Below are 12,677 nucleotides of genomic sequence, written 5' to 3' on the forward strand. Positions count from 1 at the left end.
TATTGATCATTTTCGATGTTGCAAAGATAAGGGGGGATTTGCTAACAGCCTATCACATATTGAAGGCATTTTTATACCATAAATGTGGTAGATAAGCAAAGTATTTCCTACATTTGCACACTGAAAAGCTTTTTAAGATGACGAATTTACGCAAAATACTACTTATACCTGCCCTGATCGTCGTATCTGTCAGCAGCTTCTTTTCGTGTGGTGTGGACCGCTGGCCGGAATATGCCCACCTGACTGAACTGGATACATGGATGTATGATATCATGCAACAGAATTATCTGTGGTATCAATATATGCCTGGCTACGATGAAGTAAACCTGTTTCAGGACCCTGCCACCTTCTTATCCAAAGCAAAATGGGACAAAGACAGCTACTCTTTTGTAGATTCTGTCCTGGAAGCTCCGTTGCCAACCTATGGATTCGACTACTCGCTCGTCAAGAGTCAGGATAACGATACGGCATACAATGCCTTGATTACTTATGTTATCCCCGAATCACCCGCCGAAAAAGCCGGACTCCAACGCGGTGACTGGATTATGAAAGTAGACACTTCCTATATCAGCAAGAAGTATGAAACGCAACTACTGCAAGGTACAATAGCAAGAGAACTTTCGATGGGGGTATGGAAAGAAGTCGAGGAAGAGCCCGAAGAAGGGGAAGAAGTACCGGAAGAACCGGTTATGGTGTATAAAGTAGTGCCGAACGGTGTCACGCTGGATTTGGGAGCCGCCCAGTCTATAGAAGACCAACCGGTACATAAATACGAAATTCTGACTTTAGACAATGGTGCTAAAGTCGGCTATCTGATGTACAACAGCTTCACCGCCGGAACCAATGACGATCCGGAGAAGTATAATAATGAATTACGTAAAGTCTCAACGATATTTCAGGAAGCCAACGTACAAGCCACTATCCTTGACCTTCGCTATAACGAAGGAGGATCGCTGGACTGTGTTCAGTTACTTGCCACCATCCTTGTGCCAAATGCAAGAATGGGCACTCCGATGGCTTATCTGGAATATAACGACAAGAACTTGGACAAAGACGCGACCATCAATTTCGATCAGGAGGTGCTGAAGACCGGTGTCAATCTGAATCAAAACACTTTGGTAGCAATCACCAGCGGAACAACAGCCGGAGCAGCAGAAATGCTACTGACCAGCCTATACAAAGAAAAGCAGGCTCCTAACATTATTGTCATGGGTAGCGCAAGCAAGGGACAAACAGTGGCTACAGAGCAATTCATCAACGAAACCTACCGTTGGTCTGTCAATCCGGTGGTATGCACCGTTTACAACTCCGACCATGATGCAGGCGAAGACGCATTCGTGCTTGTTCCCAGCGATAAATTCAAAATAAGCGAAACGTCTATTAACGGGACTACTGATTACAGCCAGTTCCTCCCTTTCGGCAATCCTAAAGAAAGAATGCTAAGCATAGCCATCCAGACATTGGAGGGAACCTATCCGCCGAAAGACGAAGACAAAGAAGAAGAAACTCGAAGTACCAAGAGTATTAAGATAGAAAAAAGTGTCAGCAGTCCTGCCAGCAGAAGATTTGCCGGAGGGTTACGGATTAAATAAACAAGTATGAAAAAGATAGCACTTCTGTTGTGTGCGATAGTAATGTTCGGATGATGAAGAAAAAGCAGGCACAGAAGTTCCTGACCCGGAAATAAGCAAGATGCTGTTCTCCGAATTTTGCAAGTCCGATGGAATCGGAGTATCTGACGTTACTAAAGAAGAAGAGTTTCGCTACGAAGATGCCTGGCTGACCGGTTATACCTACACGCAAGAAATTTCGATAGCGGACTTGACAGAGATCATCAGCCATTCGCTTACCATCCAATACGGAAACAACAGAAGCAGTGTTACTTTCACAGACGAAATAGGGACTGAGCGTAAATACATCCTAAACGAAGAAGGATACGCCACGCAATGCGAATATGCTTCTCTCGACCAGAAGAGACAATATACCTTTTCATATACGGACGGCTATCTGACACAAGTGAATGAAAAGATTATGCCCCGGGAAGGAAGCAGCGATGCAGTTGTCGCGCACACTCTTTCTCTACAGTATGACAAGGGCGATTTAATTTCCACCATCTCTCCTTCACTGCCCTATGAATCATCCACCGGTTACGGAAAGCTTCAGACTAATTATGAAGCGGGAGAAGATATCAATTATTATCGTCTTCCCTGTATGCTGGTGGCGGATACTTATCCCCTTTCCTTCCATCGTGAAGCCTTGTTTGCCGGCATGCTTGGCAAACCGACACAACACCTTACTATCGCCTCTTATCCGGAGAAAACCAGTGACACATACACCGAAAGAACCGAATATACTTATAGCTTTGATAAAAACAAGAAACCTGTCAGTCTAAAGGTCAGCACTAAATATGGTAATGGCAAAAGTATATCTTATCTGAATCGCACGATCTCAATTACGATTGAATAACCCGATTCTTGTCAAGAGCAGAATTATAGATTCTTAACTCCGACTGGCCTTTTCCGCTACATAAAAGTCTGTTTATCGAAACAAAGCCTCCGTTTTCACCTAACAAAGCATCTGATTACACTTAACATAGTATGTAATTTGCCTTAACATACCTTCTAATTCTTCCCGACATCCCTTCTAAATTTCAATAAGCACCAAGCTGAACCACTCCCAGCACCGATCTGAACAGTTCCTCACCAAGTAGTACACAAAAAAAGGAGAAAGTTTTCACTTCCTCCTTCTATCGTAGTTTAATTTCAATCTACTATATGATTATGTCTCCAAAGATACGACATCCGGATGCAAAAGTCAAGCTTTTCCGGTTTTATTTCTTGAAGAATTTATCAAAGAACAAAATCTGGTAATCGATAGCGTTATTCCAGTATTCTCCGGTATGTCCTCCGGGACGGGTGATAAAATCATGATCGATCTTCTTTTCCAATAAGCGGTTGTGCAAATCCTTATTCACCTGAATGAAGAAGTCAGCCTCGCCACAATCAAAGATAATTGCCAAATCCCCGTTCTGAATCTTATCAATCTGATTGATTACAGTATGCGTGTCCCATATTTCCTTGTTAGATTCATAATCCCCCAGGCGTTTTGCCATGTCCCAATTCTTCGGGAACGGACGAATGTCTACGCCTCCACTTGTACTTCCACAAGCGCCAAAGGTATCTTTATGACGGATAGCAGTCCACAGACCACCATGTCCGCCCATACTCAGACCGGTAATGGCACGCCCCTTGCGGTCGGTGATTGTCTTGTAATGTCCGTCGATATACTTCACCAGTTCCGATGAGACAAAAGTTTCATATCGGAAAGACGGGTCTTTCGGACTGTCCCAATACCAGCTGGTACTTCCGTCCGGGCAAACAAATATGATTCCTTTCTCATCCGCGATCTGAGGCAGATTCGGTTTAATCTCAATCCACGTCTTGGCATGTCCGCCAAAACCATGCAAGAGATAAACAGTAGGACACGCCGTAGCTTTCTTTCCCAATGCCGCATCCGGAGTGACTACTACTACCTTGATGTCCTTGTTCATGGAAGGACTTTTCACTAATAACGTATCTACTTTGGCAGCAAAAGAAGACGCTGCCCCAACTAACAAAAGAGCGATTAATAGAAGTTTTTTCTTTTTCATTGTGTTTATAATATGTTTAGATCCAATCATTCTTCGTCTTCTCCCGAAGGTTGAAATTCGGCGACAGGTGTCTCAAAAGTCTGATGACACTGCTGGCAAGTATATTCCCAATGATTGTCCCCCGGAGGCGCCGCTGCCAGCATGGAAAGTACAGCCGCACCAACGGCACGTAGTTTGTGTCCTTTTCTCAATACGAATTTAATATCGGACGAACCGCAATAAGGACAGAGCGTCAGTTCTTCGGGCCAGCTTTGGTTCTGCCTCAGCACCTGAACGGCTTTCTCATAATCTTCATCCGCCACCAGAATATCCACTCCCGCAATACTGCTTACGCAACTTTTATACAAAGTAGAAAAGTTCTCATTATGCAGAATAGATTCAATGCCCTCATTCTCCAGCGCTCCTTGAAGGATATGCGCCTTCATCGCGTCATTACAGGTAATCAATTTTACGGTTTTCATACTTAACCAGATTTTATTATTCCCACAAAAATAGAACATAAAATTGAAATGTGAAACTATTTTCCATTAACTTTGCAGTCGCTAAACTACAAATAACATGAAAAGACTACTGTCGCTTCTGCTGTTTTGCAACATAACCATATCCTTCCTTCTGGCACAGCCTGTCCATCAAGTGAAGGGAACAGTCATTGATAAATCCAGCCGTCAGCCGTTGGAATTTATCAATGTAATGATTGTCGGACTCAATAAAGGCGGAGTGACAAATGCCGAAGGGAAGTTTTCGATCGGGCAAGTTCCGCCCGGCATCTACCGCCTGCAAGCGTCCGCTATCGGATACAAAACCGTCACTACCCCTGAATACATACTTTCGACCAGAGACCTACATATACAAATAGAGATGGAAGAGAATCAGACGGAACTGGAAGGAGTGACCGTCACCGCCTCCCCTTTCCGCCGGGACATTGAAAGTCCGGTCAGCCTGCGCATCATCGGACTGCAGGAAATAGAAAAGAGTCCGGGAGCCAACCGGGACATCTCACGCATCGTACAGTCTTATCCGGGAGTTACCTTCTCACCGATAGGATACCGTAACGACCTGATCGTACGAGGCGGATCGCCTTCCGAAAACCGCTTTTACCTGGACGGAGTAGAGATTCCTAATATCAACCATTTCAGTACACAGGGAGCATCGGGCGGTCCGGTAGGTATCCTTAATGCCGACCTGATACGGGAAGTGAACTTCTATACCGGAGCCTTCCCGACAGACAAAGGAAATGCGCTCAGTTCCGTGCTCGACTTCAAATTGCGCGACGGGGACATGGAACGCAATTCCCTAAAAGCTACTCTCGGAGCTTCCGAAGTCTCCCTTGCCTCCAACGGACATCTGGGCAAGAAGACTTCCTATCTGGTTTCCGTCCGTCAGTCCTACCTGCAATTTCTGTTTGATATGCTCGGCCTGCCCTTTCTGCCGACTTTTACGGATGCGCAGTTCAAGCTGAAAACAAGGTTTGACGCCCGGAATGAATTGACTGTACTAGGGCTGGGCGGCATTGATAAGATGAAACTAAACACCAAAGCCAACAATGAAGACAACGAATACATCCTCAGTTACCTGCCTAAGATTCAGCAGGAGACGTTCACTCTAGGTGCCGTATACCGGCACTATGCAGGGGCACACGTGCAGTCGGTCGTTGCCAGCCACAGTTATCTGAACAACCGGAACACCAAATATCAGCAGAACGACGAAAGCGATCCGGATCATCTGATGCTCCGCCTCCGCTCTACAGAACAAAATACTCAGCTCCGTCTTGAGAACAGTTCGTCTTTCCGCAACTGGAAAGTCACTGTCGGAACCAGTCTGGACTATAGCCAGTATAGCAACACCACCTTTCAGAAGGTATATACCGACCATGCGCAGACGTTCGACTACCATACCTATCTGGGCATTATGCGCTGGGGACTTTTCGGAACGGTCAATTACACCTCCATAGACGAGCGTTTTACGGCTTCTCTGGGACTGCGTGCCGATGCCAACAACTACTCGGCAGCCATGAAAGACCTGTCCGACCAGCTTTCTCCCCGCCTGTCGCTCTCCTATCAACTGACGGAGCACTGGTCGCTGAGCGGAAACGCAGGACTCTATTATCAACTGCCTCCCTACACCGCTCTCGGCTTTAAAAACAATAACGGACTCTATGCCAACAAGTATGCGCTCCGCTATATGCAAGTCAGCCAGGGTAGCGTAGGACTGAACTGGAGAAAGGGCGATACCTTCGAAGTATCCGTCGAAGGATTCTATAAAGATTATGACAAAATTCCTCTTTCCGTAGCCGACGGCATTCCGTTGACCTGCAAAGGAAACGATTACGGAGTGATTGGCAACGAGCTGCTTACTTCCACCGCACAGGGACGGTCTTACGGAGCAGAGCTTCTCCTTAAATGGCTGATCGCCAAGAAACTGAATCTCGCCTCATCTTTCACGCTCTTTAAAAGCGAATATCGTACTGATAAGGAAAGCGAATACATCGCTTCCGCATGGGACAACCGCTTTATTTTCAACTTGCGGGGAACTTACAATCTCCCCCGGCACTGGAGCGTCGGAATGAAAGTCAGCTGTATAGGCGGTGCCCCCTATACTCCTTATAATGCCGACAAGTCATCTCTGGTAACAGCCTGGAATGCACAGGGAAAACCGTATTACGACTATACCCGATACAATGAAGAACGACTCCCGGCCTTCACTCAGGTAGATATCCGCATAGACAAAACATTCTATCTGAAGCGCTGTATGCTGGGTTTCTACATCGATCTGCAGAATATCGCGGGCAGCAAGCTGAAACAGGCAGATGTATTAATGAGCACCGGAGTAATCAAGAATCCGGACGCACCGATAGCCGAACAACGGTATGTCATGAAGTCCCTCAAGCAAGAAAGCGGTACACTGCTGCCGACTTTGGGAATCACGTTTGAATACTAACACTATATTATATAATAACAAACTAAAAATTCACTATGATGAAAAAACAAATTGCATTAGTAGCCCTGTTATTTTTGGGCATGAGTTGTTTTAACGCTTCAGCACAATTCAAGAAATTCAATTTAGGCAAAGCTATTCAAGCAGGAAAAGATGCCGCACAAGCAATCTCTCTATCTGACGCCGACATTGCTGCTATGAGCAAGGAGTATATGGAATGGATGGACAAGCATAACCCACTGACCAAACCGGACAGCGAATACGGAAAACGCCTGGAAAGACTGACCGGAAACATCAAAGAAGTAGATGGTATGAAAGTTAACTTTGGCGTATATGAAGTAGTGGACGTTAACGCTTTCGCCTGTGGTGACGGCAGCGTGCGTATCTGTGCCGGACTGATGGACGTCATGACTGACGAAGAAGTAATGGCAGTAATCGGTCATGAGATCGGTCATGTCATCCATACCGACTCTAAAGACGCAATGAAGAATGCATATTTCCGTTCGGCTGTAAAGAATGCGGCAGGAGCAGCCAGCAGCCAGGTCGCCAAACTGACTGACTCTGAACTGGGAGCAATGGCAGAAGCACTTGCCGGCGCACAATACTCACAGAAACAAGAGTACGAAGCAGATGCCTACGGCGTAGAGTTCTGCGTAAAAAACAACATCGACCCTTATGGTATGTACAAATCACTGAATAAGCTTCTCGAATTGTCCAATGGGGCTCCCGCATCTTCCTACATGCAGAGAATGTTTTCTTCACACCCCGACACTGCCAAACGTGTAGCCCGTGCTAAAGAACTGGCTGATAAATACAAACAATAAAAAAGACTCAAGATCAGAAATTACAAAAGAACATATTCCGAGAGCATTTACTTTGCAACCTCGGAATATGTTCTTTTGTTCTTAAGCCCCCTCATTTCAAAGAATACATCACCATTCCGCACCAATTGTTTATTAAAAAATCATTAATATACAGCACATATTTGCATGATGTCGTGATTTCATGTAATTTCACGGCAATAATCATTTAAATCCATTTATGGAATTTCTTATCATACTTCTCTTACTTGTACTGAATGGCATCTTTGCCATGTACGAAATTGCGCTGGTATCATCCAGCAAAGCACGTCTCGAAACTCTCGCCGGAAAAGGCAACAAATCTGCACGTGGAGTACTGAAACAACTGGAAGAACCCGAAAAGTTCTTGTCCACTATTCAAATCGGTATCACCCTGATCGGTATCGTATCCGGTGCCTATGGTGGTGTCGCTATCGCGGACGACCTTGTTCCGCTCTTCTCCCTCATACCGGGAGCGGAAGCCTATGCACGTAATCTGGCCATGATCACCACTGTGGTAATCATTACCTATCTCTCTCTTATCATCGGAGAGCTGGTTCCCAAGTCCATTGCCCTCAGCAATCCGGAACGATACGCAACCTTGTTCAGCCCGATTATGATTTTATTGACGAAAGTCTCCTATCCGTTCGTCTGGCTGCTCAGTATCTCCACCCGCCTGCTGAACAGAATCATCGGCGTAAAAAACGAAGAACGCCCGATGACACAGGAAGAGATCAAAATGATTCTCCACCAAAGCTCCGAACAGGGAGTGATCGACAAGGAAGAGACGGAAATGCTGCGTGATGTGTTCCGTTTCTCGGACAAACGTGCCAATGAACTGATGACGCACCGCAGAGACCTTGTCATCTTCCATCCCGACGATACAAAAGACAAGGTGATGAAGACAATCGAAGAAGAACACTACAGCAAATATCTGTTGGTGGACGAGCGGAAAGACGAGATTATCGGTGTGGTATCCGTCAAAGATATTATTCTGATGGTAGGCAATAAAAAGGAGTTCAATCTGCGCGAAATAGCCCGCCCGGCTCTGTTTATCCCCGAAAGTTTATATGCAAATAAAATTTTAGAGCTGTTCAAGAAGAACAAAAACAAGTTCGGAGTTGTTGTTAACGAGTATGGTAGTACAGAAGGTATCATTACCCTGCACGACCTTACCGAAAGCATCTTCGGAGATATCCTTGAAGAAGACGATACGGAAGAGGAAGATATCGTCAGAAGACAGGATGGTTCGATGTTGGTGGAAGCCTCGATGAACATCAAGGACTTTATGGAAGAGATGGGAATCTTATCTTATGAAGACCTGGAGGACGAAGACTTCACAACCCTCGGAGGATTGGCAATGTTCCTGCTGGGCGGTATCCCGAAAGCCGGAGATATCTTCACCTACAAGAACCTGCAATTCGAAGTAGTGGATATGGACCGTGGACGGGTAGACAAACTGCTAGTCATCAAACGGGACGAAGAATAAAGAAAAAATAACCCGAGCAGTAAGCTCACTATATTTATATTAACTTAAAGCACTTAACGATGAAAAAAGTAATTATGTTAGCAGCAGTCGTAGCTGCTTTGGCATCTTGCCAGTCAAAAGCCAACAAAGCCGCAGAGGCAGAAGCAGACAGTCTTTCTATAGAAATGGCTCCGATCACAGAAGTGACCGAAGTTTATGAAGGTACACTCCCTGCTGCCGACGGTCCGGGTATCGACTACGTATTGACTCTGAACGCTGCAACTGACGGTGTAGATACCACGTATACACTGGATATGACTTACCTCGATGCAGAAGGTCAGGGTAAGAATAAAACCTTCTCTTCTAAAGGAAAACAACAGACTATCCAAAAAGTAGTGAACAAAAAACCTACCAAAGCTGTTAAGTTAACTCCGAATGATGGTGAGGCTCCAATGTATTTTGTGATTGTAAATGACACTACCCTGCGTCTGGTAAACGATAGCCTGCAGGAAGCTGTCAGCGATCTGAATTATGACATCATCAAGGTAAAGAAATAACAACCTAAACCCTAACCAGTAAAATCATCCTCGCTACAGCTATCTGTGGCGAGGATGATTTCGTTAAAAGGGAAGTCTGACACATCCCCCTTTTTATTTCTATCCCAATACTCCTTCTCCCTCCTGCAGGCGTTTCAGACGAAGCAATGCCTCTATATAATAATAGTCTGCATAGATAATAGAAGCATCTATCTCCGAATGAGCCGGCCAATGGCCTGTGCTATGAAGCAGGAAAGCCGGATTACTTTTACCGCTCTGATAATTGTCGGAACTCAGGCTTGTCAGCATTTCGATAGCGGCATCCTTGTAGTGTTTGCCCTTCCCATTGGGGAGATAGGCAGACAGTTCGAGCAGTGCGGAAGCAACTACGGCAGCCGCCGAAGCATCACGCGGAACATCGGGTATGCCTGGAGCACTGAAATCCCAATAAGGTACTTTGTCTTCGGGCAAGCGTTCCAGATAGACATCGGCTACTTTCTGCACAAAGTCAAGGTATTTGGGATCTTTCGTTTCACGATAGACTACGGTATAGCCATAAATAGCCCATGCTTGTCCACGTGCCCACATTGTGCTGTCCGCATATCCTTGATGAGTCACTCCTTTAATCAGGTTACCTGTAATAGTATCATATACTGCTACATGATATGAGGTATAGTCCGGACGGAACTGACACTTCATAGTCTTGTCGGCATGAGATACAGCGATGTCGTATAAGTAAGGATTCCCCCCGTTCTTTGCTGCCCAGAAAAGCATCTCAAGATTGATCATATTGTCCATGATGGTATTGTGGGGCCAGTTGCGGGGTTCTACTTCCCGCGGCCAGGACAGCATCGTGCCGACTACCGGATTAAACAAAGTAGCCAATGAATCGGCTGTGTCCAGAATCACTTGTTTGTAAGCGGGATTCTTGGTCAGGCGATATCCGTTGCCGTAGCTGCAAAAAACCAAAAAGCCCAGATCATGATCATAAGCCGGAATGCGGGAAAGGAACTCTAAGGATGCCGTAAACTTTTCGGCTTCTTCCAGTATATGCTTGTCTTGTGTATACTCATAATCATACCACAACACTCCCGGCCAGAAACCGGCACACCATTCTTCCTTCGTTGCTTTCCGACAGTTCCAATGATGTTCGTCTGCCATGACATTACGTGGCATCATTGTATAGTCTATACCCGAGTCTCCTTTCAGTTCTACCAGTGAACGTTGGGTCTGTTCCGCGCAATAATCCAGAGCTTTATTCACATCCAACGTACCGGAAGTCCGATGGGCACATGCACAAAAGCCTAGTACTACAACCAACCCTGCTACAATCTTCTTCATTTTTTCGTTCTATATCTTCGTGTTAGTTTCTTATTTTTTATTCTCACTTATTCTTTCTTATCATTTAGTTACCCGGAACCAGTCTACATCCGCCCATCCGCGATTTCCGTCATTAGGAGTGACGCAGAATAAACCGACTTTCGCTCCTATCCACTTTCCCTGCCGGGCAGTAAAAGGTTCTCCCGCTGCTGTATACTTCTTTCCATCGAGACTATAGGCAAAGGTGCAAACGGCTCCCTTGGCAACCTTTACCCGTAAGTAAACGGTCTTCCACTCATTATCAGCCACTCCCGGCATTTTCAGATATTCCACCGGAAAACTCGCCAGTTCCTTCACTTGTTCGGGGTGCTGTTGTTCCGCATCTTTGCATACGACTTGTTGCAGGATAAACTTGTCGCCGGCTTTACGGACAGACAAATAACTATAATCCCATCCCATTACTATCATTCCGGCTTGCTCTCCATCCTGCTTGGCGGTAAACGTCAGCTTGGTAGTAGCCGTAAACTCTTCAGCGGGAAACTTTTGCAGCAACAGATTAGGCACTTCCCAAAAGTTCACGAACTCTTTGGAAAGGCTGCCTGCATAGAGTCGGATATATCCCAGATCGGTCGTAAATCCGTAGGTATCCTGTTTGTTGGCATGCCACTGCCACTGTAATCCCAAGTGCCGTGTATCGAACTCGTCACTTTCCGGAGGAGTAGTTACCGGATACATCTTTCCGACATTCGGCTTTTTATAGGTGGTGACAGGTTCTCCGCAACCGTCTTTGTCTTTATCTACTCCGATCACAGGCCATTCATTCACCCATTTCATCGGATTGAGATGAATAACACGTCCGTAAGCCCCTTGATCCTGAAAGTGGACGAACCACGATTCTCCTGTATTTGTATCTACCCAGCCCCCCTGATGCGGACCGTTGATGGTGGTCTTCCCCTGCGCCATCACGATCTTTGATTCATAGGGACCATAGATATTCTTTGAACGAAGCACTAGCTGCCAACCGGTAGCTACTCCGCCTGCCGGAGCAAAAATATAATAGTAACCATTTCGTTTATAGAGCTTCGGTCCTTCTACCGTATGGTTCTTCCCGTCATTTCCATCGAACACCATTACCGGATCGGAGATCACTTCCGTTCCTTCCGCATTCAGTTCGCAAATAACCAGAATGCTGTTCACTCCGCTGCGGCTGCCGGCATAAGCATGTATCAGATATACTTTCCCGTCCTCGTCCCAAAGTGGCGTCGGGTCGATCATTCCTTTTCCAGCTTTCACCAATACGGGTTTGCTCCATGATCCTTTCGGATCTCTGGTCTTTATCATGTAGATTCCATAATCCGGATCGCCCCAATAAATATAAAACTCTCCCTTATGAAAGCGGATAGCAGGAGCCCATACACCTTTCCCATGCTGCGCTTTATCGAAAAACTCTTTGGGTTCCTGTACCGGCAACGCATAATTCACCAGCGACCAGTTTACCAGATCACGGGAATGAAGTATAGGAAGTCCCGGTATGCAATTAAAACTGGAAGCCGTCATATAGAAATCATCTCCTGCCGCACATACGTCCGGATCGGAATAGTCGGCATAAAGCACAGGGTTCTGATAAGTACCATTGCCTTTATCAGCCACCCAGGTCTGGGATATTTCCTGTGCACCCGCCCAAGTACAGCAAGCCATCATTCCTGCTATAAACAGAATCTTTTTACGCATATTACCTTACTAATCATTTCATTCAAACATACTAATCGTTATTCCTAAAAACAGGTTCTTTTTACCTTATATTAAAACCAATCTTTTAAAAACTGAATCCTTTATCTCTTTTCAACAATCTTATTACTGACCTATTTGCTTATATATACGAAGGGGATCAGGTAAATACCTAATCCCCTCGCAAAAATATTCCAAAATGT

10 protein-coding genes are annotated in these 12,677 nt (G+C 45.6%); 6 read left to right on the top strand and 4 right to left on the bottom strand.

The features are described 5' to 3' along the window. Positions 1–137: 137 nt before the first annotated feature. Both NBH01_RS07505 and NBH01_RS07510 read left to right on the top strand, forming a co-directional pair. On the top strand, positions 138–1,592 hold the full coding sequence (locus tag NBH01_RS07505) for a S41 family peptidase (RefSeq protein ID WP_250700054.1): 1,455 nt from the start codon (positions 138–140) through the stop codon (positions 1,590–1,592). A gap of 100 nt (positions 1,593–1,692) precedes the next feature. Then, positions 1,693–2,466: a DUF4595 domain-containing protein gene (locus tag NBH01_RS07510; protein ID WP_231109670.1), complete on the top strand. Its 774-nt coding sequence runs from the start codon at positions 1,693–1,695 to the stop codon at positions 2,464–2,466. A 364-nt stretch (positions 2,467–2,830) separates the two neighbouring features. Here the strand turns inward: NBH01_RS07510 and NBH01_RS07515 are convergent, their stop codons facing one another. Both NBH01_RS07515 and NBH01_RS07520 read right to left on the bottom strand, forming a co-directional pair. Next, complete coding sequence (locus NBH01_RS07515) at positions 2,831–3,649, bottom strand: alpha/beta hydrolase (protein ID WP_008760470.1); 819 nt, start codon at positions 3,647–3,649, stop codon at positions 2,831–2,833. A 26-nt stretch (positions 3,650–3,675) separates the two neighbouring features. Continuing rightward, complete coding sequence (locus NBH01_RS07520; RefSeq protein ID WP_008760469.1) at positions 3,676–4,110, bottom strand: putative signal transducing protein; 435 nt, start codon at positions 4,108–4,110, stop codon at positions 3,676–3,678. Between the two features lie 97 nt (positions 4,111–4,207). Between NBH01_RS07520 and NBH01_RS07525 the strand changes: the two genes are divergently transcribed. From NBH01_RS07525 to NBH01_RS07540, 4 genes are all read left to right on the top strand, one after another. Beyond that, positions 4,208–6,586, top strand: a complete 2,379-nt coding sequence (locus NBH01_RS07525) for a TonB-dependent receptor (protein ID WP_143919844.1) — start codon at positions 4,208–4,210, stop codon at positions 6,584–6,586. Positions 6,587–6,624: 38 nt separating this feature from the next. After that, positions 6,625–7,407 (top strand): M48 family metallopeptidase, encoded by a 783-nt coding sequence (locus NBH01_RS07530; RefSeq protein ID WP_011107141.1) that lies wholly within the window; start codon positions 6,625–6,627, stop codon positions 7,405–7,407. 217 nt (positions 7,408–7,624) lie between these two features. Further along, complete coding sequence (locus NBH01_RS07535; RefSeq protein WP_008760466.1) at positions 7,625–8,911, top strand: hemolysin family protein; 1,287 nt, start codon at positions 7,625–7,627, stop codon at positions 8,909–8,911. Between the two features lie 59 nt (positions 8,912–8,970). Next, a complete protein-coding gene (locus NBH01_RS07540) occupies positions 8,971–9,447 on the top strand; it encodes a copper resistance protein NlpE (protein WP_008760465.1) in 477 nt (158 codons plus the stop codon). Positions 9,448–9,546: 99 nt separating this feature from the next. On the opposite strand, the gene NBH01_RS07545 is transcribed toward NBH01_RS07540, so the two are convergent. Beyond that, complete coding sequence (locus NBH01_RS07545; RefSeq protein WP_011107138.1) at positions 9,547–10,767, bottom strand: glycoside hydrolase family 88 protein; 1,221 nt, start codon at positions 10,765–10,767, stop codon at positions 9,547–9,549. 60 nt (positions 10,768–10,827) lie between these two features. Further along, positions 10,828–12,477: a glycoside hydrolase family 43 protein gene (locus NBH01_RS07550; protein ID WP_055228983.1), complete on the bottom strand. Its 1,650-nt coding sequence runs from the start codon at positions 12,475–12,477 to the stop codon at positions 10,828–10,830. Between the last annotated feature and the right edge of the window lie 200 nt (positions 12,478–12,677).

Source organism: Bacteroides sp. B1-V-101 (assembly GCF_023656585.1).
GTDB lineage: Bacteria > Bacteroidota > Bacteroidia > Bacteroidales > Bacteroidaceae > Bacteroides > Bacteroides thetaiotaomicron.

Coding starts and splice junctions, on each gene's coding strand:
- NBH01_RS07505 (WP_250700054.1), top strand. CDS start 138: ATGACGAATTTACGCAAAATACTACTTATACCTGCCCTGATCGTCGTA.
- NBH01_RS07510 (WP_231109670.1), top strand. CDS start 1,693: ATGCTGTTCTCCGAATTTTGCAAGTCCGATGGAATCGGAGTATCTGAC.
- NBH01_RS07515 (WP_008760470.1), bottom strand. CDS start 3,649: ATGAAAAAGAAAAAACTTCTATTAATCGCTCTTTTGTTAGTTGGGGCA.
- NBH01_RS07520 (WP_008760469.1), bottom strand. CDS start 4,110: ATGAAAACCGTAAAATTGATTACCTGTAATGACGCGATGAAGGCGCAT.
- NBH01_RS07525 (WP_143919844.1), top strand. CDS start 4,208: ATGAAAAGACTACTGTCGCTTCTGCTGTTTTGCAACATAACCATATCC.
- NBH01_RS07530 (WP_011107141.1), top strand. CDS start 6,625: ATGAAAAAACAAATTGCATTAGTAGCCCTGTTATTTTTGGGCATGAGT.
- NBH01_RS07535 (WP_008760466.1), top strand. CDS start 7,625: ATGGAATTTCTTATCATACTTCTCTTACTTGTACTGAATGGCATCTTT.
- NBH01_RS07540 (WP_008760465.1), top strand. CDS start 8,971: ATGAAAAAAGTAATTATGTTAGCAGCAGTCGTAGCTGCTTTGGCATCT.
- NBH01_RS07545 (WP_011107138.1), bottom strand. CDS start 10,767: ATGAAGAAGATTGTAGCAGGGTTGGTTGTAGTACTAGGCTTTTGTGCA.
- NBH01_RS07550 (WP_055228983.1), bottom strand. CDS start 12,477: ATGCGTAAAAAGATTCTGTTTATAGCAGGAATGATGGCTTGCTGTACT.